The sequence below is a fragment of the Streptomyces sp. NPDC031426 genome, from assembly GCF_055581585.1.
Genome location: NZ_JBVIJE010000007.1, coordinates 99840 through 122877, shown reverse-complemented (window position 1 = coordinate 122877; position 23038 = coordinate 99840). Strand labels below are relative to the sequence as shown.

Sequence of the window (23038 nt, the reverse complement as noted above, 5' to 3'; positions counted from 1 at the left end):
AGCCCCCGCATCCACCGGCACTACGGCGTCACCGTGAAGTTGCGCAGGATCGCCGCCGTCAGGTCCGGATCGCCCTCGGTCTTCACCCGGTCGGCCACCGCCTCCGGGGTCACCCGGCCGCAGGCGAGGCGGACGTAGGTCTCCCAGTCGAGGGTGAGGGCGGCGGCGGGGCCGAGGGCCGGGGCGGTTTCCAGGGTGCCGCGGCCCTGGATGTCGACGCGGATGGTGCGCAGGAACTCCACCGGACCGTGCACGTCGAAGACGATGGCCGAACTGCGCGGTGCGTCCGCGTCCTTCGCCACGACCTTGGGGAGTGCGTCCAGGAGCACGTCCCGGGTCACGTGCGCGCCCGGCGAGTCCAGGTTGCCGGGGCGGCCGAGGGCCGTACGCAGGTCCTGCTCGTGCACCCATACGTCGAAGGCGCGGGCGCGGTAGGCCTGTTCCACCGTGATCTCCGCGCCCAGCGGGCCGCGGACCGTGGCGCCCGGGTCACGCGACTCGTTGCGCAGCTGGCGGTTGCGGCGGATGACCGTGTACTCCAGCTCGGCCGTCATCTCCGGCGCCGTGTGGTGGCGGCGGACGTCGACCTGCACCTCCGTGTACCGCTGGTGCTCGGTGGTGACGTGGAAGAGGTCACGGGGGAGGGAGTGGATCGGGCGCGGGTCGCCGAGCATCTCGCAGTCCATGCCGATGACGTGCGACACGATGTCCCGGACCGACCAGCCGGGGCAGGGGGTCCGCCGGTTCCACTCGCCCTCCGCGAGCGACTGGACCATCTCGGATATCGCGTCGATGGAGTGCGTCCAGGCGTCGGCGTAGGGCTGGAGGGTGGGATGCAGACTCACGGAACGGGACCCCTCGGCGGTCGGTACACGGGCAGGTTGTGGCGGCGTTGCCAGCGGGCGGCGGCGGCACTCGGCGGGTGTCTGGGAGGCTAAGTTACGCTGCCCGCAGGCACCCCGGCAGTGCTTTCGTGTGACGATCGTAGGCCTGTGTGGACGACTCGAATGCCAGGACGGTGGTAGTGTGCGCGCCTCGCTGATCCAGATCGCCGTGAACGAGGACGAATCGGTCGACACCCGGCGGCAGCGGGTGGCCGCGCTGGTCCGGGAACAGGCCGGTGCCGACCTGGTGGTCCTGCCCGAGCTGTGGACCACCGGCGCCTTCGCCTACGAGGAGTTCGGCCGCGAGGCCGAGCCACTCGAAGGGCCGACGTACGAGACGATGGCCAAGGCCGCGAGTGACGCGGGTGTCTGGCTGCACGCGGGCTCGATTCCCGAGCGTGACCCTGACGGGCCCCTCTACAACACCTCTCTCGTCTTCTCCCCCTCCGGTGAGATTGCCGCCGCCTACCGCAAGATCCATCGCTTCGGCTTCGACAAGGGCGAGGCCGTGCTGATGGGCGCCGGGCGGGACCTGGTGACGGTCCGGCTGCCCGGGACCACGCTCGGCGTGGCCACCTGCTACGACCTCCGTTTCCCCGAACTCTTCCGGTCACTGGTCGACGCCGGCGCCGAGACACTGGTGATCCCGGCGGGCTGGCCCGAGCGGCGACGCGCGCACTGGACGCTGCTGGCTCAGGCGCGGGCGGTGGAGAACCAGGCGTTCGTGCTCGCCTGTGGAACGGCCGGGACGCACGCCGGAGTTCCGCAGGCGGGTCACTCGATCGTGGTGGATCCGTGGGGCGAGGTGCTCGCCGAGGCGGGCCCGCACGAGGAGGTCCTCACCGTCGACTTCGACCCGGCGAAGGTCGCCACCACCCGCGAGCAGTTCCCGGCGCTGAAGGACCGCGTGCTGGGGCTGGAACCGCCGCGCCGCTGAGGCCTCTCGGCCGGCCTCAGTCCCCTTCCCGCTCCTTCTGCGCGAGGTGGATCACACACACCGCCACCGCGATCAGCAGGGCCGGGTCCGCGTCCTCGCGCACGATGTCGACACCGTAGGTGTCGCGGAGGGTCAGCCGGCGGCGGGAGATCACGGCCAGGAGTTCGCCGTCGTACTCGATGGCGAACTCGTGGTCGAGGATCTTGCCGCTGACGTCAAGTTCGGTGCCGTCGACCAGGGACACCCGGTAGTGGTTGCGCAGCAGGGACAGCCGTTTGCGCTTGATGGTGGCCAGGCCCTCGCCGTCCCGCTCGATCACCATCGTGTCGCGCAGCGCCAGCATCTTCTGGTGGATGTCGATCAGCACGCGCCCGTGGGCGTCCTTCAGCTGGAAGGTGTCCCGCAGCCGCATGGCCTTGCCGTCGACGAGAAAGACCTTCCGGCCGTGCTCGTCCTCGATCCAGTAGTCGTCACCGATGCCGAGCAGCCGGTCGTGTACGAGGAGTCTCATGCGGGTACCGTTCCCCGCCGCGCGTTGATCATCACGGTCCGGCCAAGGGCGCCTGCCGGTTGCGCTCGGCACGGCCCTCCGGAGCGAGTCGCCTGCTGATCGCGCTCATCAGGACCTTCCGGACCGAGCCGCCCGCCGGTCGGACTCGCCAGGCCCCGTCGGCCCGAACCGCCTGCGGTACGCCGATGGGCTGAGCCCCGTCTCCCGGCGCAGCCGGGCCCGCAGGTTGGCCGCCGTACCCAGGCCGCAGCGGGCCGCGACGACGTCCAGGCGCTCCTCGCCGCGCTCGATCAGCCGGCAGGCCAGCGCCACCCGCTCCCCGGTGAGCCAGGCCAGCGGGGTCGTACCCAGCTGCGCGCGGAAGCGGCGGTGCAGGGTGGCGGGGCTGACGGCCGCGCGGGCGGCGAGGTCCGCCACGGTCAGCGGTTCGCCCAGCCGCTCCTGCGCCCAGGCCAACAGCGGGCCGAGCGACTCGTCGGGCACCTCGGGCACCGGACGCTCCACGAACTGCCGCTGGCCGCCGTCGCGGTGGGCGGCGAAGACCAGGCGCCGGGAGACGGCGTTGGCGAGTTCGGCGCCGTGGTCGCGGCGCCAGAGGTGCAGCCCGAGGTCGAGCGCGGCCGCGCTGCCGGCGGCGGTGAGGATGTCGCCCTCGTCCACGAACAGGACGTCCGGCTCCAGCAGCACCTTGGGATGCAGGTCCCGGAAGGTGTCTGCCCACATCCAGTGGGTGGTGGCCCGGCGCCCGTCGAGCAGTCCGGACTCGGCGAGGGCGAAGCTGCCCGTGCAGAAGCTGACGATGCGTGCCCCGCGCGCGTGGCTGCGCCGGATGGCCTCCAGGACGTCGGCGCCGCGCGGTACGACGTTGTCGGGGCGTCCGGGGACGACGAGGGTGTCGGCCTCGTCCACCGCCTCCAGGCCGGGTACGCCGGTGAGGGTGAAGAAGCCGTGGTTCATCCGGATCCGCGGGCTGGGCGTGCACAGCGTGACCGTGTACAGCGGCCCCCGGTCGCCCAGTTCGGGCCGGGGCAGTCCGAACAGTTCGGTCGCGACACCGACCTCGAAGGGGTTGGTGCCCGCGTCCACGATCACGACGACCCGGTGCGGCGGCACGACCCGGTGCGGGGGCTGAGAGGATCCTTGCGGCATATGCGATTCCTAGCACTCGTGGGGCGGTACCGGAACCCCGCACGATGACCCCATGGAACCCATCTCCGAACCCATCGCCCTGGACAAGGCGTTCGCCTCCTTCGCCGAGTGCTGGAGCCCGCGCATCGTCGCCGCCGTCAACGACTACGACGTCCGGATCGCCAAGTTCGAGGGCGAGCACGTCTGGCATGTGCACGAGAACACCGACGAGTTCTTCCTGGTCCTCGACGGCGAGGTGCATCTCGGTGTGCGCGAGCCGGCCGGTGAGCGCACGCTCGTCCTGACCAAGGGCTCGGTGTTCACCGTCCCGCGCGGCACCTATCACAAGCCGTCCGCGCCCCGCCGCGCCGAGGTCCTCCTCTTCGAGCCCACCGGCACCCTCTCGGTCGGCGACCGGCACGAGGAGGTCCCGGACTATGTGGATGTCACGACGGGCCGCGCGCTGACGTAGGCACGCGCCGAGTTCAGCGTTTGGGACGAGGAGCGCGGCTTCCGGAAGTACACGAGTGTCGTCCGTCCGTACCGGGATCCGCACACCGGCTGTCCCGTCTTCGTAGGTGAGGGAATCGTCACGGTGGAGGAGCAGCAGCGGATCGTCGCTGCGCTGGAGTCCAGGACCCGACTTCGGGGCGATGGTGTCGGACGTCCGGTCCGCGGGGCTGCTCATCTCCTTACTGGACTGCTGTTCTGCGCCGTCGACGGTGCGGTACACGCATGAGCAAGAACGGCACCTCGTACGTGTGTCAGGGTGTGCGGCTGGGGCACACCTGCCCAGGAGCCAGGGCGATGGCCGCCCGTGTCGAGGAAGCGGTGGTCGACGCCTTCCTGCGGGTGACCAGGGCTCCGGGCCGGGGGCGACGGTTCGGTCCCGAGAAACGGCTTCGGATCGTCTGGGTGCGCGAAAGCCACGAGGAATAGCCTGGGCTCATGCGTGGTTGGGCTGGATCATGGCAAAGCACGCACGCGTTCGGGCCCCCGAACTGATCGGCAAGGGTGGCTGGATCAATACGGGTGACAAGGAGCTCGGTCTCGCTGAGCTCCGAGGACGCATCGTAATTGTTGATTTTTGGACATTTTGTTGCGTGAACTGCCTTCACGTCCTGGACGAGCTGCGCGAGCTGGAGGAGAAGCACCGGGACACGGTGGTGATCATCGGTGTGCACTCCCCGAAGTTCGTGCACGAGGCCGAGCACCAGGCGGTCGTGGACGCCGTGGAGCGGTACGGGGTCGAACATCCGGTGCTGGACGATCCCGAGCTCGCCACCTGGAAGCAGTACGCGGTGCGCGCCTGGCCGACCCTCGTCGTGATCGACCCGGAGGGGTACGTCGTCGCCCAGCACGCGGGCGAGGGGCACGCGCACGCCATCGAGCGGCTGGTCGAGGAGCTGGAGGCGGAGCACGAGGCGAAGGGCACCCTGCGCCGCGGCGACGGGCCGTACGTGGCGCCGGAGCCCGAGCCGACGACCCTGCGCTTCCCCGGCAAGGCCCTGCTGCTTCCGTCCGGGCACTTCCTGGTCAGCGACACCACCCGGCACCAGCTGGTGGAGCTGGCCGAGGACGCCGAGACCGTCGTACGCCGTATCGGCTCCGGCACGCGCGGCTTCGCGGACGGCGGTCCGGAGGAGGCCGCCTTCAACGAGCCGCAGGGCCTGGCGTTGCTGGAGGACGGAGCGGTGGTGGTGGCCGACACCGTCAACCACGCCCTGCGCCGCCTCGATCTGGCCACGGGCGCGGTGACCACCCTGGCCGGCACCGGAAGGCAGTGGTGGCAGGGGTCCGCCACCTCCGGTGCGGCCCGCGAGGTCGACCTCTCCTCGCCCTGGGACGTGGCGGTGTTCGGCGGCCGGGTGTGGATCGCGATGGCGGGCGTCCACCAGTTGTGGACGTACGACCCTGTGGCGGGCACGGTCGCCGTGGCGGCGGGCACCACCAACGAGGGCCTGGTCGACGGGCCCGGGGCGGAGGCCTGGTTCGCCCAGCCCTCCGGTCTCGCGGCGACCGCCGAGCGGCTGTGGCTCGCCGACTCCGAGACGAGCGCCCTGCGCTGGGTGGACCTCGACGGGCATGTCCACACGGCGGTCGGCACCGGCCTGTTCGACTTCGGCCACCGGGACGGCGCGGCCGGCCAGGCCCTGTTCCAGCACCCGCTGGGCGTCACCGCCCTGCCCGACGGCTCGGTGGCGGTCGCCGACACCTACAACCACGCCCTGCGCCGCTACGACCCGGCGACCGGCGAGGTCACCACGCTGGCCACCGACCTGCGCGAGCCCAGCGACGCCGTGCTGGTGGGTGAGGACATCGTGGTCGTGGAGTCGGCCCGGCACCGGCTGACCCGGCTGCGGCTGCCCGAGGAGGCGGTGCGCGTGGAGTCGGTCGCCCACCGCACCCGGCGCGCGGCGACCGAAGTCGCCCCCGGCAGACTCCGGCTGGACGTCGTCTTCCAGGCCCCCGCGGGTCAGAAGCTGGACACCCGATACGGTCCCTCGACGCGTCTGCTGGTCTCCTCGACCCCGCCCGAGCTGCTGCTGAAGGGCGAGGGAGCGGACCCGGACCTGAGCCGTGACCTGGAGCTGAACCCGGAGGTCACGGAGGGCGTCCTGCATGTCTCGGCGATGGCCGCGAGCTGCGACGACGATCCTGCGAACGAGTACCCGGCCTGCCATGTCCACCAGCAGGACTGGGGCGTCCCGGTCCGTCTCACCGAGGGCGCGCCGGACCGCCTGCCGCTCGTCCTCGCGGGGATGGACGAGCAGTAGGCAGGTGCACTCGTCGGATCAGGCGCTCGCGTCAGACGCCGTACCCGTCGGTGTAGCCCTCGTCGCGGTAGTGGTGGTGATGGTGCGGGTCCTCCTCCACCACCGGTGCCGACGGGACCACGACCCGCCGGCGCCGTGCGATGCCGCTGAACGTGGCGACGCCGATCAGGCCCACGGCCATCAGGATCACGCCGACGACGTCGAGGTTGACGCCGCGCATGTGCCAGTCGGTCGCGAATGTGAGGATGGCTCCCACGGCTATGAGGATGATGCATCCGCCGAGCCCCATGAGACCTCGCCTCCCCTTCCGGTACCGGAATCTCCGGTATCGGCCGGGTACCCGGCGAGGTCCCGGCTAGCCCTCCAGAAAGGCAGTCAGGGCGTTCGCCAGCAGGAACGGATCGTCGGCACCGCACAGTTCACGGACGCTGTGCATGGAGAGGACCGCGACGCCGATGTCGACCGTGCGGATGCCGTGGCGGGCCGCGGTGATGGGGCCGATCGTCGTGCCGCACGGCATGGAGTTGTTGGAGACGAACGACTGGAAGGGCACGTCCGCCTTCTCGCAGGCCGCCGCGAAGATCGCCCGGCCCGAACCGTCCGTGGCGTAGCGGTTGTTGACGTTGACCTTGAGGATCGGGCCGCCGTTGACCCGCGGGTGGTGCGTCGGGTCGTGCCGCTCGGCGTAGTTGGGGTGCACGGCGTGGCCGGTGTCGGAGGACAGGCACACCGTGCCGGCGAAGGCCCGGGCCCGGTCCTCGTACGAGCCGCCGCGGGCGAAGACCGAGCGCTCCAGCACGCTGCCGAGCAGCGGGCCGTCCGCGCCGGTGTCCGACTGGGAGCCGTTCTCCTCGTGGTCGAAGGCGGCCAGCACGGGGATGCGGGTGAGCGGGGCGCCGGAGGCCGCGGCCGAGACGAGTGCGGCCGTGGCCGCGTGCACCGACAGCAGGTTGTCCATGCGCGGGCCGGCGACCAGCTCCCGGTCTCGGCCGAGGTAGGCGGGGGCCTCCACCGGGTGCGTCATCAGGTCCCAGCCGGTGGCCGAGCCGGCCGGGAGTCCCGCCTCCTGCTCCAGGAAGGCGATCAGATCGCCGTCGCGCACATCGTCGCCGAGGCCCCAGACCGGCTGCAGATGACGCTGCTTGTCGAGCTTGAGCCCCTCGGAACTGACCGAGCGGTCCAGGTGGATGGCCAGTTGGGGCACGCGCAGCAGCGGCCGGTCCACGTTGACCAGGACCGTGGAGCCGTCCCGCAGGCTCAGCCGGCCGGCCAGGCCCAGGTCGCGGTCCAGCCAGGAGTTCATCAGCGGGCCGCCGTAGATCTCGACGGCGACCTGACGCCAGCCGTGCGCCCCGCTGTCCGGCCGCGGCTTGACGCGGAGGTTCGGGGAGTCGGTGTGCGCGCCGACGATGTGGAACGGGGTGTGCGGCTCGGCGCCCTCGGGGACGTACCAGGCGATGATCGCGCCGCCGCGCAGCACGAACCTGCCGCCGCTCGCCGAGTCCCATGCGTCCGTCTCGGCGACCTGCCGGAAGCCCGCCTTCTCCAGCCGCTCGGCGGTGTTCGCCACGGCGTGGTACGGCGTCGGGCTCGCCGCCAGGAAGGACATCAGGTCGTCGGTGTGGCCGCGGTCGAAGCGGGCTGGTGCGCTCATGGGTTCACCTTAACGACGTGCACGGGCCCGCTCCCGGAAAGGGAGCGGGCCCGCACAGGGAATCCGCAGGAATCCGCAAGTACCTGAAGAACGCGGCCTGGTCCTAGAACGCGGCCTCGTCCAGCTCCATCAGGTCCAGCTCGACACCCGAGGCGACCTTGCGGGCGAGGGTGACGCCCGGCAGGACGTTCGCCGCGAAGAACTTCGCCGCGGCGATCTTGCCGGTGTAGAACGCCTGGTCCTTGCCGGAGGCCGTGGCCAGCTTCTCGGCGGCGATCGCGGCGCCCTTCAGCAGCAGGTAGCCGACGACGACGTCACCGGAGGCCATGAGCAGCCGGGTGGTGTTCAGGCCCACCTTGTAGATGTTCTTGGTGTCCTGCTCGGTGGCGGCGAGGTCGGTCAGCATCAGGCCGACGATCGCCTCCAGCTCCACGGCCGCCTTGGCCAGGTGCTCACGGGCGCCGGCCAGCTCGTCGCCGCCGGTGCCGAGCGCCAGGAACTTCTTGATGTCCTCGGCGAGGGAGTTCAGCGCGGCGCCCTGGTTGCGGACGATCTTCCGGAAGAAGAAGTCCTGGCCCTGGATCGCGGTGGTGCCCTCGTAGAGGGTGTCGATCTTGGAGTCACGGATGTACTGCTCGATCGGGTACTCCTGCAGGAAGCCGGAGCCGCCGAAGGTCTGCAGCGACTGCGCGAGCTGCTCGTAGCCCTTCTCGGAGCCGTAGCCCTTGACGATCGGCAGCAGCAGGTCGTTCAGCGCGTGCTCGGCGGAGGCGTCCTCGCCGGCCGCCTCCTTGAGCTGGATCGCGTCCTGGACGGAGGCGGTGTACAGCACCAGGGCGCGCATGCCCTCCGCGTACGCCTTCTGCGTCATCAGCGAGCGGCGCACGTCCGGGTGGTGGGTGATGGTGACCTTGGGCGCGGCCTTGTCCATGAACTGCGCGAGGTCGGGACCCTGGACGCGCTCCTTGGCGTACTCCAGCGCGTTCAGGTAGCCGGTGGACAGCGTGGAGATCGCCTTCGTGCCGACCATCATGCGGGCGAACTCGATGATGCGGAACATCTGGCGGATGCCGTCGTGCTTGTCGCCGATGAGCCAGCCCTTGGCGGGGTGCTGGTCGCCGAAGGTCATCTCGCAGGTGTTGGAGGCCTTCAGGCCCATCTTGTGCTCGACGTTGGTGGCGTAGACGCCGTTGCGATCGCCCAGCTCGCCGGTCTCGAAGTCGAACTCGTACTTCGGCACGAGGAAGAGGGAGAGCCCCTTGGTGCCCGGACCGGCGCCCTCGGGACGCGCGAGCACGTAGTGGAGGATGTTCTCGGACATGTCGTGCTCACCGGAGGTGATGAAGCGCTTCACGCCCTCGATGTGCCAGGAGCCGTCCTCCTGCTGGATCGCCCTGGTACGGCCGGCGCCCACGTCGGAGCCCGCGTCGGGCTCGGTGAGCACCATCGTGGAGCCCCACTGCTTCTCCACGGCGATCTTGGCTATGTGCTTCTGGACCTCGTTGCCCTCCTCGAAGAGGATGCCGGCGAACGCCGGGCCCGAGGAGTACATCCACACGGCCGGGTTGGCGCCCAGGATCAGCTCGGCGTAGGCCCAGATCAGGGAGCGCGGCGAGGTGGTGCCGCCGATCTCCTCGGGCAGGCCGAGCCGCCAGTACTCGGAGTCCATGAAGGCCTGGTAGCTCTTCTTGAAGGACGCCGGGACCGGCGCGGTGTTGGACTCGGGGTCGAAGACCGGCGGGTTGCGGTCGGCGTCGGCGAAGGACTCGGCCAGCTCGTTCTCCGAGAGGCGGGTCATCTCCTCCAGGATGCTCTTCGCGGTGTCGACGTCCATCTCCTCGAAGGGGCCGGTGCCGTACACCTTGTCGCGCCCCAGTACTTCGAAGAGGTTGAACTCGATGTCGCGGAGATTCGACTTGTAGTGCCCCATGGCGACGGCTCCGTAGAGGGATCGGCGAGGCACTGACTCCTCGCACCTAGTTCACGTACCAACAAGTGGCCACGATGATGCTACCCGTCGGTAATAAGAAGCAACCCCTGCCGGGTCAAGTGTGAGAAGGGTCTACTCCGGCGTGTCCTCCGGCCCGTCCGTGAGCAGGGCCGCCCAGTGCTCCGCATGCTCGGCGAAAGCAAGGTGACCGCCTGGTATCCCCGCCGGCCGGGCTCCCGGGCCACCAGCTCCACGTGCTCCGGTGTCCCCTCCGGCACGGCCGCCGCCTCTCCTTCACCGCCGCCTCCAGTTCCTCCGGGGTCATCGCCTCCAGCGCAGCCGGACTCAGGGAGTGGGCGAACAGGAAACCCCCGGTCAGCGAGAGGCGGGACACGTCGAACCGATCGATGCCCCTCCGCGTCGGCGACCGCCACCAACTGGTCCGCCAGGTCGTCCAGTTCGGGCGGCCTGGTGGCGCGCGGGGTGCTGCCCGCGCCCGGATGGTCGGTGCCGATCAAACCGTGTACCGCGCGCGAGGAGCAGGGCGGGGCGGGACGTGCTGTCGGGCATGAGGCCCCCCGGCACGGAACCTGACAGGATTGTCTAGCGACAGCTACATAATTTCTCCCGGACGCCACCGTGCCGCTCCCGCTCGGTACGCTTGCCCGCATGTACGGCTACGACCAGAACGTCGGTGCTCAGCAGCAGTACGCCGCACCCCAGCAGCCGATGGCCGGCGGCTACGGGCAGCAGCCGCCGCTGTATCCCGAGCCGTCCCCGCCCTCCCTCGCGGACGCGGTGCGTGCCTTCACCACCGGGCAGATGTCCGCCGAGGACTTCCAGCAGATCTTCGCCACGTCCAAGGTGTACTGCCCGCGTGGCGACACCCCCGGCTTCCTCGCCCTGCACAACACCCAGCAGCCGGTGATCCCGATGTTCACCTCGCTCAAGGAGCTGCGCCGGTACGCGGGCAAGGAGTCCAAGTACTTCGTGATCACCGGTGCCGAGGTGATCGACCTGCTGCCCACCGGGTACGGCTTCGTCCTGGACATGGAGGGCGAGCACCGGATGGTCTTCGACGCGAAGGCGGTCGAGCAGATGGTCGACTTCGCCATGCGGCGGATGTACGGCTAGCCGGCCGTGCCGCGCGGACGTCGGCTGTGGTGGGCCGGGGGTGGGGTCTTCGCGCTGACGGCGTGCGTGCTGGGGATCGCCGGAGGGGTGGCGTCCGTCGTCGTCTGGTTCTGCGTCCCGGCTCTGGCCGCCTGCGGCTGCCTGTCCACGATGAGCGGCCGGCGGCTGGTGCGCGCGGCCTGGGTGCTGCGCACCCGGGGGGTCGCGGCGGAGGGGCGGCTGGAGTCGTTCCGTGAGATCAGCGTCGAGAACGGACCCCTGACGCGCTATGTGTACGCCTGCACGGATGCCCGGGGGCGCGGCGCGAGTGTGTGAGCATGGACACGGGCGGTGCCGCTTGGGTGCGGGTCCTGTACGACCCCGCGGACCCCGACGGGAGCAGTCAGGTCGGAACCGGTACCGCGGGAATGCTCGTCTTCGGCGTCGTCCTGCTGCTGGTGGGCGGTATTCCGGTCCTGGTGGGCAGTGCCGGGGCGGCCGTGGTCGCGGTGACGTCCGCCTTTGTGTGAGCCCCATGCCGTGGAGCCCGGAGGGAATTCCCTCCGGGCTCGTTCTGTTGGGGGTGGCAGAAAGTTCAACGCTCAACTAAAGTGAGCGCACAAGGAGGTACCGACCATGCCTGCAGTGACCGTCGAGAACCCGTTGACGCTGCCCCGCGTGACCGCTCCCGCCGACGCGGTGGCGCGTCCGGTGCTCGTCGTCACGACCGCTCCGAGCGGCTTCGAGGGCGAGGGCTTCCCGGTGCGCCGGGCGTTCGCGGGGATCAACTACCGCCACCTCGACCCGTTCATCATGATGGACCAGATGGGCGAGGTGGAGTACGCGCCGGGCGAGCCCAAGGGCACCCCCTGGCACCCGCACCGCGGCTTCGAGACCGTGACCTACATCATCGACGGCGTCTTCGACCACCAGGACTCCCAGGGTGGTGGCGGCACCATCACCAACGGCGACACGCAGTGGATGACGGCGGGCTCCGGTCTGCTGCACATCGAGGCGCCGCCGGAGTCCCTCGTCGTGTCCGGCGGTCTCTTCCACGGCCTGCAGCTGTGGGTGAACCTCCCGGCCAAGGACAAGATGATGGCGCCGCGCTACCAGGACATCCGCGGCGGCAACGTCCAGCTGCTGACGACTCCGGACGGCGGGGCGCTGCTGCGGGTCATCGCGGGCGAGCTGGACGGCCACAAGGGTCCGGGCATCACGCACACCCCGATCACGATGATCCACGCGACCGTCGCGCCGGGCGCCGAGGTCACCCTGCCCTGGCGGGAGGACTTCAACGGTCTGGCCTACGTCCTCGCGGGCCGCGGCAGCGTCGGTACGGACCGCCGACCGATCCACCTCGGGCAGACCGCGGTGTTCGGCGCCGGGTCCTCGCTGACCGTGCGCGCGGACGAGAAGCAGGACTCCCACACGCCGGACCTGGAGGTCGTCCTGCTCGGCGGACAGCCGATCCGTGAGCCCATGGCCCACTACGGCCCGTTCGTCATGAACACCAAGGAAGAGCTGATGCAGGCCTTCGAGGACTTCCAGAAGGGGCGGCTGGGAACGGTTCCCGCGGTGCACGGCATGACCGGCGAGGGACCGCGGGCCTGAAACCCGGTTGGCTGGAAGGGCCGGCGATCGCCCGGGGCGGCGACACCGCTGTCTTTGCTAGGCCGACGGCGTCGACATCCGGGCCGAGGCGTTCTCCTGGGCGATGCGGCGTAGTGCGGCCATTGCGGTGTCGCCCAGGACTGTGCCCAGTACCACGGTCTCGATCTTGCCGTCGACAGTCGGTACGCGGGCCACGGTGGCCAGTTCGGCCTCGGCGAGGCGGGCGGCCGCCGAGGCGTACTCGTCGAGCAGCGCCAGCAGATCGTCCCGGCCCAGGTCCCGGTACGTCATGACGAGCTGTACCAGCGCCGCCCAGCCGGGGTGCCTCGGCCGGGCCTTCCAGCCGTGCCGGCGCACCAGCTCGGCCACGTCCGCCTCGGCCCGCTCGCGGTCCTGCGGGGTGCCCCGGTCCCCGGCGGTCCGGCTGACCGCGGACTGGGCGGCACCGAGCATCGAGTGGACGGTGCGGTCCGGAGCGTCCATCCGGGCGAGCACCTGGCCGACCGCGGTCACGGACATGCCGCCGACCTCCAGCATCGCCCGGATGAGCTTCAGCCTGCGGACGTGGGAGTCGTCGTACCGGACCTGGTTGGGGCTGGTGCGCTCGCCGGGCGGCAGCAGGCCCTCCCGTGCGTAGAACTTGATCGTCGGAACCGGGACCCCGGTGCGCTGCGCCAGCTCTCCGATACGCATGGGGCGAGGATACGAGCCTCCCGGCCCGCCGGAGCGGCACCTCACCCGCCCGGCCCCGCGCGGCAGGACACCGGTCGCCGCCCATGATCGGCTGGACGCGTGCAGCTGTTGCCCGACCCCGTTCGACGCCTCGCCGCCTGGTGCGCAGTGCTGCTGCTCGTCGCCGGGGTGGGCTGGGTCGGGGTACGGCTGTGCGGGGAGTTCCGTACGGCCGTCACCCCGGTGCTGCTCGCCCTGCTCGGTACCGCGCTGCTCGGCCCGTTGTACCGGCGGCTCGTGCGCACCGGGGTGCAGGCGTCCGTGGCGGCCGGGCTCACCTGTGTCGCCGTCGTGGCCGTTGTCGGCGGTGCCGTGTACATCGTCGTCGCCGCGCTCATCGACACCGGCGACCAGATCATCGCCTCGCTGCGGGACGCCGCCAAGGGTGTCGCACAGCACTTCGGGGCGGTCGGCACCGGTCTCGACGACCTCGCCGCGAACTCGCGCAAGCTGCTGAGCAAGTTCGGGGGCACGGCCGCGTCCAACGTCATCAGCGGGGTCAGCGTCGTCGGCGAGTCCATCGCCATGGCCGTGCTCGCCCTGCTGCTCGTCTTCTTCTTCCTGCGCGACTCCCACCGGGCCGTGGAGGTCCTGCGGGCCGTCGCGCCCGGCGGCACCGCCGACACCCTGGAGGCCGTCGCCCGGCGGGCCTTCGAGGCGGTCGAGGGGTTCATGCGCGGGACGACCCTCATCGCGCTCATCGACGCCGTGTGCATCACCGTCGGCCTGCTGGTTCTCCGGGTGCCCGGCGCGGTCGGGCTGGGCGCGCTCGTCTTCGTCGGCGCCTACATCCCCTACCTCGGCGCCTTCATCTCCGGCGCGGTGGCCGTCCTGGTCGCCCTCGCCGACCGCGGCTTCGTCATCGCGCTGTGGGCGCTCGGGGTGGTCCTCGCCGTGCAGGTGCTGGAGGGGCATGTGCTGCAGCCGGTCATCCAGAGCCGGACCGTGCAGATGCACCCGGCCGTGGTGATGCTCGCCATCACCGCCGGGGCGTCCGTCGCGGGGATCCTCGGAATGCTGCTCGCGGTCCCGCTGACGGCGGCCGCCTTCGGGGTCGTACAGGAGCTGCGGACGCGTTACGCGGCGCCCTCCGACACATCGCCGTCCGGTTCGTCGCCGGTCGGTGCGCCGCCTCCCGCCACGCCCCCCTCGGTCGCGCCGGCCCCCGATGCACCACCGGACGCACCCCCGGACTCGTAGAGCTCGAACCAGATGCTCTTGCCCTCGCCCCGCGGGTTCACCCCCCAGGCATCCGCGAGCAGCTCGATCAGCATCAGGCCGCGGCCCGAGGAGGCCAGCTCGCCGGGGTGGCGCTTGTGCGGCAGGTCGTCGCCCGCGTCGGTGACCTCCACCCGCAGCCCGCGCACCCCCGCCTCGTCGGTCACCTCGGCGAGCAGCAGCGCGTCGGTGTCGGTGTGGACGAGAACATTGGTGACCATCTCGGAGACCAGGAGCACCGCCGAGTCGACCTGCTCGGGCGAGGCCCAGTCGTGCAGCAGCTCGCGCAGATGCCGGCGGGCCTCGGCGATCCGGTCCGGCTCGTCCTGCTTCACCGACAGCAGGGTGCGCCGTACCGCGGCCCGTACGGCGCCCTCCAGCGGCCTGCCCAGCAGCAGCAGCGCGATGTCGTCCTCGCGGCGGTCGGCCAGGGGGCCGGTGGTGTGGTGCGAGGACGGCCCGTGCACGCCCTGCACCAGCGCGTCGGCCAGCGACTCAAGATCGACCCCGTCGCCCCCCGGGTGCGCCTCCAGGATCGTGCGCAGCCGGTGCCAGCCGCTGTCCATGTCGTGTCCGCCGGTCTCGATCAGGCCGTCGGTGCAGAGCATCAGCGTCTCGCCGGGTTCCAGGGTGAAACGGGTCGTCGGGTAGTCCGCGTCCGGGTCCACGCCCAACGGCGGCCCGCCCGCCGTCGGCCGCATCATCACCGTGCCGTCGGCCATCCGGATCGCCGGGTGCGGGTGCCCGGCACGGGCGATCTCCAGCATCCCGGTCGCCGGGTCGGTCTCCACGTACACGCAGGTCGCGAAGCGGATGTCGGTCATCTGGTCGTCGTGGGTGATGCCGTGCAGGAACCGGGAGGCGCGGGTGAGCACGGCGTCCGGGCGGTGGCCCTCGGCGGCGTAGGCGCGCAGGGCGATGCGCAGCTGTCCCATGAGACCCGCGGCCCGTACGTCATGGCCCTGGACGTCTCCCATGGCCAGCGCGAAACGGCCGGAGGGCAGCGGGATCATGTCGTACCAGTCGCCGCCGACCTGGAGACCGCCGCCGGTCGGTATGTACCGGGCGGCCATCTGCATGCCGGGGATCTCCGGGCCGAGCGTGGGCAGCATGGAGCGCTGCAGGCCGTCCGTCAGCTCCCGCTCCGATTCGGTGACCTCCGCCCGGGACAGCGCCTGGGCGAGCATCCGGGCCACCGTGGTCAGCACGGCCCGCTCGTCGGGCGTGAACGCCACTGGATAGGCGAAGGCCGCCATCCAGGCGCCCATCGTGCGTCCGGCCACCGTCAGCGGCAGGAAGGCCCACGAGCGGCGGCGGAAGTGCCGGGCGAGCGGCCAGGTCGCCGGGTAGCGGGTCTTGTACTCCTGGGGCGAGGACAGATACACCGCGCGGCCGGTGCGAACGACCTCGGCCGCCGGATAGTCGGTGCTCAGCGGCATGTTCGAGAAGGGGTTCATGGCGCCGGGCTGGTGCCCGTGCTGGCCGGTGATCGTCAGCCGGTCGCCCTCCGCGCCGAACACCACGAGCCCGTCCGGGGAGAACCCGGGCATCGACAGGCCGCCGGCCACTCGCAGCACCTCTGCGGTGGACCGTGCCTCCGCCAGCGCCCGGCCCGCGTCCAGCAGAAACGCCTCCCGCGAGCGCCGCCAGTCGCCGGTGACCGCGCTGCGGGCGGCCCGGGTGCCCGGGGTCGGTTCGGTGACCTCCTGGAGGGTGCCGATCAGCTCGTACGCCCGCCGCTCGGGATCGAAGGACGGCTTGGACCGGCTGCGGACCACCCGCAGGACGTTCCCCTGCTCGTCCATGATCCGGATGCGCACCTCGGCGAGCGTGCCCTCGTCGACCGCCAGCGGGACCACACCGGTGATCTCGTTCCAGTCCTCCGGGTGCAACCGGGCCCGGGTCTGGACCTCCGTGAGGGTGGTCGGCTCCGCGGGCAGCCCGAGCAGCCGCGCCGCCTCCGCGTCCACGGTGACCAGTCGGGCGGCCGTGTCCCAGTGCCACAGCCCGGTCGCGAGGGCGGCGAGGACATCCCCGACGGACGGGAGGGGCTCGCCTGTACGCATTCGCCCACTTTAAGAACGTCTGACCGATAGCTGCCACCGTAGGAAAGGAGGATCCCGCACCCCGGACACTCGGAGGATCCTCCAGTGCGACGCGGGGAAGGCGCGGGAAATGGTGGGGAGCCGATCTTTGGCTGCCCGGTACCCTTGATGGGTCCGGGCCCCGTGCCCGTTCTCGCCGGGGAGAGCACCCCTCCCCCGCAGACCCACACACGAAGGACGATGAACGACGATGCATCGGTACAGGTCCCACACCTGCGGCCAGCTCCGCGCCTCTGACGTCGGCACCGACGTCCGGCTGAGCGGCTGGCTGCACAATCGGCGCGACCTGGGCGGCATCCTCTTCATCGATCTGCGCGATCACTACGGCATCACGCAGCTGGTGGCCCGCCCCGGCACGCCCGCGTACGAGGCCCTGGACAAGATCTCCAAGGAGTCCACGGTCCGCGTCGACGGCCGCGTTGTTTCACGTGGAACCGAGAACATCAACCCCGACCTGCCCACCGGCGAGATCGAGGTCGAGGTGGCAGAGGTCGAGTTGCTGGGCGCCGCCGCGCCGCTGCCGTTCACGATCAACACCGAGGACGGGGTCAACGAGGAGCGGCGCCTGGAGTACCGCTTCCTGGACCTGCGCCGTGAGCGCATGCACCGCAACATCCTGCTGCGTACGTCGGTGATCTCGGCGATCCGCCACAAGATGGCGGCGATGGGCTTCAACGAGATGGCGACGCCGATCCTGAGCGCCACCTCCCCGGAGGGCGCCCGCGACTTCGTCGTCCCCTCCCGCCTGCACCCCGGCAAGTTCTACGCGCTGCCGCAGGCCCCGCAGCAGTTCAAGCAGCTGCTGATGATCTCCGGCTTCGACCGCTACTTCCAGATCGCGCCCTGCTTCCGCGACGAGGACGCCCGCGCCGACCGCTCGCCGGGCGAGTTCTACCAGCTCGACGTCGAGATGAGCTTCGTCGAGCAGGAGGACGTCTTCCAGCCGATCGAGCAGCTCATGACCGAGCTGTTCGAGGAGTTCGGCAACGGCCGCCACGTCACGTCTCCCTTCCCGCGGATCCCGTTCCGCGAGGCGATGCTGAAGTACGGCTCCGACAAGCCGGACCTGCGCGCCAAGCTGGAGCTGGTCGACATCACCGATGTCTTCGAGGGCTCGGAGTTCAAGGCGTTCGCCGGCAAGCATGTGCGCGCGCTGGCCGTCCCGGCCGTCCAGGACCAGCCGCGCAAGTTCTTCGACCAGCTCGGCGAGTTCGCCATCTCGCTGGGCGCCAGGGGCCTGGCCTGGGTCCGTGTCGGCGAGGACGGCGCGCTGTCCGGCCCGATCGCGAAGTTCCTCACCGAGGAGAACGTCGCCGAGCTGACCAAGCGCCTGTCGCTGGCCCCCGGCCACGCGGTCTTCTTCGGCGCGGGCGAGTTCGACGAGGTCTCCAAGATCATGGGCGCGGTCCGCGTCGAGGCCGCCAAGCGCGCGGGCCACTTCGAGGAGGGCGTCTTCCGCTTCTGCTGGATCGTCGACTTCCCGATGTACGAGAAGGACGAGGAGACCGGCGCGATCGACTTCTCGCACAACCCCTTCTCCATGCCGCAGGGCGGTCTGGAGGCCCTGGAGACCCAGGACCCGCTGGACATCCTGGGCTGGCAGTACGACATCGTCTGCAACGGTGTCGAGCTTTCCTCCGGCGCCATCCGGAACCACGAGCCGGAGATCATGCTCAAGGCCTTCGAGATCGCGGGCTACGACCGGGAGACCGTCGAGGAGAAGTTCGCCGGCATGCTCCGCGCGTTCCGCTTCGGCGCCCCGCCGCACGGCGGCATCGCCCCCGGCGTGGACCGCATCGTCATGCTCCTCGCGGACGAGCCCAACATCCGCGAGACGATCGCCTTCCCGCTCAACGGCAACGCCCAGGACCTGATGATGGGCGCCCCGACCGAGCTGGAGGAGCCCCGCCTGCGCGAGCTGCACCTGAACATCAGGAAGCCGCAGCCGAAGTAGTACGGCACAGGATTCAAGGGAGAGGCCCGGCACCCCGGCGTGGGGATCCGGGCCTCTCCGTCGTCAGTCCCCGTCCTCCGCGTCGGGCGACGCGCCGTCCTCCAGCAGTCGCTCGGCGATGTCGTCGGACCACTGCTGGGCCCAGGCGCGCAGGGCGGTGACCTGCTCCTGCGTCAGGCCGTACCGGATGAAGTCCGCGTCGGAGTAGAAGTCCGTCCCCGTCAGCCGGGACTGCAGCGTCGGCAGATCGAAGGGGTCATGGGCGTGCCGGCGGCCCAGCTCCTCCAGATCGGGGAACGAGAACCGGGCGGCCGCGGCCCGCGCGTCCACCAGATCGACGGCGGCGCCACGGTCGTACAGCGCACGGACCTTCGTCCCCACGGCGTCCTCCAGGGAGAGCGCGGGACCGTACTCGGTCAGCTCCGGCGGCTGCCAGAACGCTTCCTTGTGCAGGGTGAGGACGCACGGCTCGCCGGTCGGCGGGTCGGTGACGGTCAGTTGCGCGGTGAGCGCGGTGAGCGCTCCGGTCCGCACCTGCCGACCCCGCGCCTCCAGGGCCGCACCGACGGCATACGCCATCCGGTCGGTTGGCTCCGGACTCTCCGTCGCGAGGTCCACGTTCCCGTGCGGCCGTTCGACCAGCCCGTGGGCCTGGAGCGCATAGCCTCCGGCCAGGACCAGGGAGAAGGGCGTGCCCAGCGTCAGGGCGGCGCCGATGAGGCGGAGATGGGCTTCGGGGTGGTTCACCGGGCGGCCGGGCGGGGTCGTAGGAGCATGGTCGGAGTTCCTCCTGGGCGCTCGGCACCGAGTGGACGGGCCAGGCAAGTCAGGCAGGCTCGGTGGTGGTGGTGATGCGCTCGCGAACGGCGTCGGAGACGGCGAGGCCGCGCACCTCAAGGACGCGGAGGATCCCCTTTGCCTCGCCTTCTGCCTTTCTTTGGAGGTACGCCGTCTCACGGACCGTTCCCCGGCCGGGGAAGTAGGTGACGAAAGAAGACATGATGTCCTTCCAATTCTCTCCGGCCGGGCTGCCGGCCAGGTTGACGTCAGGGAACTCGTAGAAGTAGTCGGCGGTCTCGGGGTCGGCTTTCCGGACTTCCAGAAGGGCGCGGTCGATTGCGTCCAGTATGGCGTCGGCGTCGCGGCTGCGGGCGTGTGCCAGCGCCGAGAGCATCGCCGGCGCCAGGTTCTTCGTACGCCCAGCTGGACGCCTTGGCCGGCAACTCCAAGAAGATCAGGACGACCGTGAACTGGACGCCGACGCTCACCGCGGGCCTGGAGACGTCCGCGAAGAACCTGCCGGCGGAACTGGCGACCACCACCGGCGCCAGCGTGCTGAAGTAACCCGGGTGACGTACACGGCGGGCCCGGGAAGAGGTTCTTCCCGGGCCCGCTGGGGCGTCGGAGGCATCAGCCCTGCTCGCCGCCGAAACGCTCCTTGTACGCCGCCAGGTCCTCGTCGGTCAGCTTGGCGAAGAGGACCGGGGGGACCGTGAAGGGCGTGCCGGCGGGGACGGTGGTGAGGGACCTGGCCTCGGCCTCGGTGATCCAGGTGGCGGTGTCGTCCTCGAGGGAGAAGGCCTGGCGCATGGCCGCGGCCGTCGCCGGGATCAGCGGCTCGGAGACCACCGCGTACAGGTGGATCAGGTTCATCGCCGTACGCAGGGTGAGGGCCGCGGCGTCCTTGTCGGTCTTGATCTGCAGCCAGGGGGCCTTCTCCTCCAGGTAGGAGTTGCCCGCCGACCACAGGGCGCGCAGGGCCGCGGCGGCCTTGCGGAACTGCATGGTCTCCATGTGGCCCTCGTACTCGGCGAGGAGTTCGGCGATCTGCTCGCCGAGCTTCGTCTCGGCCTCGCCGGGGGTGCCGCCCGCGGGGACCTCCTCGCCGAAGCGCTTCTTCGAGAAGGACAGCACGCGGTTGACGAAGTTGCCGAGGGTGTCGGCGAGGTCCTTGTTGACCGTGGCGGTGAAGTGCTCCCACGTGAAGGACGAGTCGTCCGACTCGGGCGCGTTGGCGATGAGGAAGTAGCGCCAGTAGTCGGCCGGGAGGATGTCCAGGGCCTGGTCGGTGAAGACGCCGCGCTTCTGACTGGTGGAGAACTTGCCGCCGTAGTACGTCAGCCAGTTGAAGGCCTTGACGTAGTCGACCTTCTTCCACGGCTCGCGCACGCCCAGCTCGGTGGCCGGGAACATGACGGTGTGGAAGGGGACGTTGTCCTTCGCCATGAACTCGGTGTAGCGGACCGGGTTCTCACCGGAGTCCGCGTCGTACCACCACGACTTCCAGTCGCGGTTCTCCGGGTCCTGGTCGGCCCACTCCTTGGTCGCGCCGATGTACTCGATCGGCGCGTCGAACCAGACGTAGAAGACCTTGCCCTCGGCGGCCAGCTCCGGCCAGGTGTCGGCCGGGACCGGGACGCCCCAGTCCAGGTCACGGGTGATCGCGCGGTCGTGCAGGCCCTCGGTCAGCCACTTGTGGGCGATGGAGGAGGCGAGCTGCGGCCAGTCCTTGTCGTGCCGGGCCACCCACTCGCGGACCTCGTTCTCCAGCTTGGACTGGAGGAGGAAGAGGTGCTTGGTCTCCCGCACCTCCAGGTCCGTGCTGCCGGAGATCGCCGAGCGCGGGTTGATCAGGTCGGTCGGGTCGAGCACCCGGGTGCAGTTCTCGCACTGGTCGCCGCGGGCCTTGTCGTAGCCGCAGTGGGGGCAGGTGCCCTCGACATAGCGGTCGGGGAGGAAACGGCCGTCGGCGGGGCTGTAGACCTGGCGGATCGCCCGCTCCTCGATGAAGCCGTTCTCGTTCAGCTTGCGGGCGAAGTGCTGGGTGATGTCGCGGTTCTCCGGGGAGGAGCTGCGGCCGAAGTAGTCGAACGCGAGGGCGAAGCCGTCGTAGACGGCCTTCTGCGCGTCGTGCGCCTGGGCGCAGAACTGGTCGACCGGCAGGCCCTGCTCCTTCGCGGCCAGCTCGGCCGGGGTGCCGTGCTCGTCGGTGGCGCAGATGTACAGGACGTCGTGGCCGCGCTGGCGGAGGTACCGGGAGTACACGTCCGCCGGGAGCATGGACCCCACCATGTTGCCCAGGTGCTTGATCCCGTTGATGTACGGAAGGGCGCTGGTGATGAGGTGTCGAGCCATCGTGGCTGCTCCCAGGTCGCTGCTTTTCTGCGGTTTCGAACCTTGAAATCGTAGCCGACATGGGTGGGCCGCCCGTTTCCCGTTTTGCAGAGTGGGAAGCGGGCGGCCCGGCGTCACCGAGGGTGACTGTCCGTCGCGGGTCGTCCGTGTTACGGGCGCCAGGAGGCGAGGACGCCCTCGTACAGCTCCGCGTCGGTCAGCTCGCGGGGGGTGGGGCCCGCGTGGAAGAAGGAGGCGTTGGCTGTCTTCAGCTTGCGGAGGTAGTCGAAGGCCTTGTTGTCGTGCTCTCCGAAGGCGACGAAGGAGAAGAAGACGGCGGGGTGGGTGTCCGCCGCGGCGGTGAGGGCCTGGGTCGCGGGGGTCTTCGCGTCCGGGGCGCCGTCGGTCTGGAAGACGACGAGGGCGGGGGTGGCGGGGGTGGTGCCCTTCTCGTACTCGTCGTAGTGGGCGAGTACGGCCTCTACGGCAGCGTGGTAGCTGGTGCGGCCCATGCGGCCGAGGCCGGCGTGCACGTCGTCGATCTTGGTCTCGTGGTCCGGGGTGAGGGTGAGGTCGGTGGTGCCGTCGATCTCCGTGGAGAAGAAGACGGTGTGGACCGTGGCCTCCGGGTCCAGGTGGGCGGCGAGGGCGAGGGTCTGGTCGGCGAGGGCCTGGGCGGAGCCGTCCTTGTAGTACGGGCGCATGCTCGCGGAGCGGTCGAGGACGAGGTAGATCTTGGCGCGGGTGCCGGTGAGGTCGGTTCTCTTCAGGGCGGCTGTGGCGGCCTTGTAGGCGGTGGCGAGGGAGGGGGTGCGGGACTTGACCTTGGCGAGGGTGGTGGCCGCCGCCGCCGGTGTGGGGGCCGGTTCGTTCGCCTCGGCTTCGCCATCGGCGTCGGTGTTCCCACCCGCACCACCCGTGCGGCTTTCGTCGTCGACTGCGGGTGGCCCCTGTGGGGTGTCCTCGCCGTCGGCGGCTTGCGGGGCGGTCGTCTCGTCGGTCGGTACGGCCGGCTCCTCCGCCGTCACCGACACCGCCTCGACGGCCTCCTGCGCCTCAGCCTCTGGCGTCTCCGCGGGCTGGGGCTCGGGCTGTTCTTCGGCCTCGGTCGTCTCTTCGGCCTTCGGCTCGGGCTGCGTCTCCGCGGCCTGCGCCAGTTCGGGCTGTTCTTCGGCCTCTGGCGTCTCCGCGGGCTGGGGCTCGGGCTGCTCTTCGGCCTCGGTCGTCTCTTCGGCCTTCGGCTCGGGCTGCGTCTCCGCGGCCTGCGCCAATTCGGGCTGTTCTTCGGCCTCTGGCGTCTCCGCGGGCTGGGGCTCGGGCTGTTCTTCGGCCTCGGTCGTCTCTTCGGCCTTCGGCTCGGGCTGCGT

At 70.6% G+C, this 23038-nt stretch carries 22 protein-coding genes and 1 pseudogene; 11 read left to right on the top strand and 12 right to left on the bottom strand.

Annotated elements, in window-relative coordinates; all coding sequences use genetic code 11:
• Nucleotides 1-20: 20 nt before the first annotated feature.
• Complete coding sequence (locus tag ACZ5NH_RS16045; RefSeq protein ID WP_468775666.1) at nt 21-845, bottom strand: maleylpyruvate isomerase family mycothiol-dependent enzyme; 825 nt, start codon at nt 843-845, stop codon at nt 21-23.
• Nucleotides 846-1026: 181 nt separating this feature from the next.
• On the opposite strand from ACZ5NH_RS16045, the gene ACZ5NH_RS16040 reads away from it, so the two are divergent.
• Nucleotides 1027-1821, top strand: a complete 795-nt coding sequence (locus ACZ5NH_RS16040; protein WP_468775664.1) for a carbon-nitrogen family hydrolase — start codon at nt 1027-1029, stop codon at nt 1819-1821.
• Nucleotides 1822-1837: 16 nt separating this feature from the next.
• Here the strand turns inward: ACZ5NH_RS16040 and ACZ5NH_RS16035 are convergent, their stop codons facing one another.
• Both ACZ5NH_RS16035 and ACZ5NH_RS16030 read right to left on the bottom strand, forming a co-directional pair.
• Nucleotides 1838-2332: an LURP-one-related/scramblase family protein gene (locus ACZ5NH_RS16035; protein WP_388622991.1), complete on the bottom strand. Its 495-nt coding sequence runs from the start codon at nt 2330-2332 to the stop codon at nt 1838-1840.
• Between the two features lie 108 nt (nt 2333-2440).
• A complete protein-coding gene (locus ACZ5NH_RS16030) occupies nt 2441-3481 on the bottom strand; it encodes a helix-turn-helix domain-containing protein (RefSeq protein WP_388622994.1) in 1041 nt (346 codons plus the stop codon).
• A 52-nt stretch (nt 3482-3533) separates the two neighbouring features.
• Between ACZ5NH_RS16030 and ACZ5NH_RS16025 the strand changes: the two genes are divergently transcribed.
• The 3 genes from ACZ5NH_RS16025 to ACZ5NH_RS16015 all read left to right on the top strand — a co-directional run bounded on the left by ACZ5NH_RS16025 (nt 3534) and on the right by ACZ5NH_RS16015 (nt 6237).
• A complete protein-coding gene (locus ACZ5NH_RS16025; protein ID WP_468775662.1) occupies nt 3534-3932 on the top strand; it encodes a cupin domain-containing protein in 399 nt (132 codons plus the stop codon).
• Between the two features lie 263 nt (nt 3933-4195).
• Complete coding sequence (locus ACZ5NH_RS16020) at nt 4196-4399, top strand: hypothetical protein (RefSeq protein ID WP_468775660.1); 204 nt, start codon at nt 4196-4198, stop codon at nt 4397-4399.
• Between the two features lie 29 nt (nt 4400-4428).
• Complete coding sequence (locus tag ACZ5NH_RS16015) at nt 4429-6237, top strand: NHL domain-containing thioredoxin family protein (protein ID WP_468775658.1); 1809 nt, start codon at nt 4429-4431, stop codon at nt 6235-6237.
• A gap of 31 nt (nt 6238-6268) precedes the next feature.
• Here ACZ5NH_RS16015 and ACZ5NH_RS16010 read toward each other — a convergent pair whose 3' ends face one another.
• From ACZ5NH_RS16010 to ACZ5NH_RS16000, 3 genes are all read right to left on the bottom strand, one after another.
• Nucleotides 6269-6526: a DUF6458 family protein gene (locus ACZ5NH_RS16010; RefSeq protein ID WP_468775656.1), complete on the bottom strand. Its 258-nt coding sequence runs from the start codon at nt 6524-6526 to the stop codon at nt 6269-6271.
• Between the two features lie 66 nt (nt 6527-6592).
• Nucleotides 6593-7891 (bottom strand): M18 family aminopeptidase, encoded by a 1299-nt coding sequence (locus ACZ5NH_RS16005; RefSeq protein WP_388623003.1) that lies wholly within the window; start codon nt 7889-7891, stop codon nt 6593-6595.
• A 103-nt stretch (nt 7892-7994) separates the two neighbouring features.
• A complete protein-coding gene (locus ACZ5NH_RS16000) occupies nt 7995-9821 on the bottom strand; it encodes an acyl-CoA dehydrogenase (RefSeq protein WP_468776181.1) in 1827 nt (608 codons plus the stop codon).
• A 669-nt stretch (nt 9822-10490) separates the two neighbouring features.
• Here ACZ5NH_RS16000 and ACZ5NH_RS15995 point away from each other — a divergent pair.
• From ACZ5NH_RS15995 to ACZ5NH_RS15980, 4 genes are all read left to right on the top strand, one after another.
• Nucleotides 10491-10955, top strand: coding sequence for an SseB family protein (locus tag ACZ5NH_RS15995; RefSeq protein WP_031172737.1), 465 nt, complete (start codon nt 10491-10493; stop codon nt 10953-10955).
• A 6-nt stretch (nt 10956-10961) separates the two neighbouring features.
• Complete coding sequence (locus ACZ5NH_RS15990) at nt 10962-11270, top strand: hypothetical protein (protein ID WP_468775653.1); 309 nt, start codon at nt 10962-10964, stop codon at nt 11268-11270.
• Nucleotides 11271-11272: 2 nt separating this feature from the next.
• Nucleotides 11273-11464: a hypothetical protein gene (locus ACZ5NH_RS15985; protein WP_468775651.1), complete on the top strand. Its 192-nt coding sequence runs from the start codon at nt 11273-11275 to the stop codon at nt 11462-11464.
• 106 nt (nt 11465-11570) lie between these two features.
• Nucleotides 11571-12548 (top strand): pirin family protein, encoded by a 978-nt coding sequence (locus tag ACZ5NH_RS15980; RefSeq protein ID WP_451551552.1) that lies wholly within the window; start codon nt 11571-11573, stop codon nt 12546-12548.
• Between the two features lie 57 nt (nt 12549-12605).
• Here ACZ5NH_RS15980 and ACZ5NH_RS15975 read toward each other — a convergent pair whose 3' ends face one another.
• A complete protein-coding gene (locus ACZ5NH_RS15975) occupies nt 12606-13241 on the bottom strand; it encodes a MerR family transcriptional regulator (protein ID WP_468775649.1) in 636 nt (211 codons plus the stop codon).
• Between the two features lie 99 nt (nt 13242-13340).
• Between ACZ5NH_RS15975 and ACZ5NH_RS15970 the strand changes: the two genes are divergently transcribed.
• Entirely contained in the window at nt 13341-14480 is a 1140-nt protein-coding gene (locus tag ACZ5NH_RS15970; protein WP_468775647.1) for an AI-2E family transporter, read from the top strand.
• Here ACZ5NH_RS15970 and ACZ5NH_RS15965 read toward each other — a convergent pair.
• Nucleotides 14444-16564 (bottom strand): annotated as a pseudogene (locus ACZ5NH_RS15965) (SpoIIE family protein phosphatase); the annotation flags it as partial. The gene ACZ5NH_RS15970 and the pseudogene ACZ5NH_RS15965 overlap by 37 nt on opposite strands.
• A 229-nt stretch (nt 16565-16793) precedes the next feature.
• Here ACZ5NH_RS15965 and aspS point away from each other — a divergent pair.
• Nucleotides 16794-18557, top strand: coding sequence for an aspartate--tRNA ligase (gene aspS, locus ACZ5NH_RS15960; RefSeq protein WP_450981452.1), 1764 nt, complete (start codon nt 16794-16796; stop codon nt 18555-18557).
• 63 nt (nt 18558-18620) lie between these two features.
• Here aspS and ACZ5NH_RS15955 read toward each other — a convergent pair whose 3' ends face one another.
• Both ACZ5NH_RS15955 and ACZ5NH_RS15950 read right to left on the bottom strand, forming a co-directional pair.
• Nucleotides 18621-19304, bottom strand: coding sequence for a hypothetical protein (locus tag ACZ5NH_RS15955; protein WP_468775645.1), 684 nt, complete (start codon nt 19302-19304; stop codon nt 18621-18623).
• Nucleotides 19305-19383: 79 nt separating this feature from the next.
• Nucleotides 19384-19731 carry a hypothetical protein gene (locus ACZ5NH_RS15950; RefSeq protein ID WP_468775643.1) on the bottom strand — a complete coding sequence of 116 codons (348 nt, stop codon included), beginning with the start codon at nt 19729-19731 and terminating at the stop codon, nt 19384-19386.
• A gap of 38 nt (nt 19732-19769) precedes the next feature.
• On the opposite strand from ACZ5NH_RS15950, the gene ACZ5NH_RS15945 reads away from it, so the two are divergent.
• Nucleotides 19770-19901 (top strand): hypothetical protein, encoded by a 132-nt coding sequence (locus ACZ5NH_RS15945; protein WP_468776219.1) that lies wholly within the window; start codon nt 19770-19772, stop codon nt 19899-19901.
• A 66-nt stretch (nt 19902-19967) separates the two neighbouring features.
• Here the strand turns inward: ACZ5NH_RS15945 and metG are convergent, their stop codons facing one another.
• Together metG and ACZ5NH_RS15935 are read right to left on the bottom strand one after the other, a co-directional pair.
• A complete protein-coding gene (gene metG, locus ACZ5NH_RS15940; protein ID WP_468775641.1) occupies nt 19968-21692 on the bottom strand; it encodes a methionine--tRNA ligase in 1725 nt (574 codons plus the stop codon).
• Nucleotides 21693-21841: 149 nt separating this feature from the next.
• Nucleotides 21842-23038: VWA domain-containing protein (locus ACZ5NH_RS15935; RefSeq protein WP_468775640.1), on the bottom strand; the 1197-nt coding region annotated here is incomplete at its 5' end.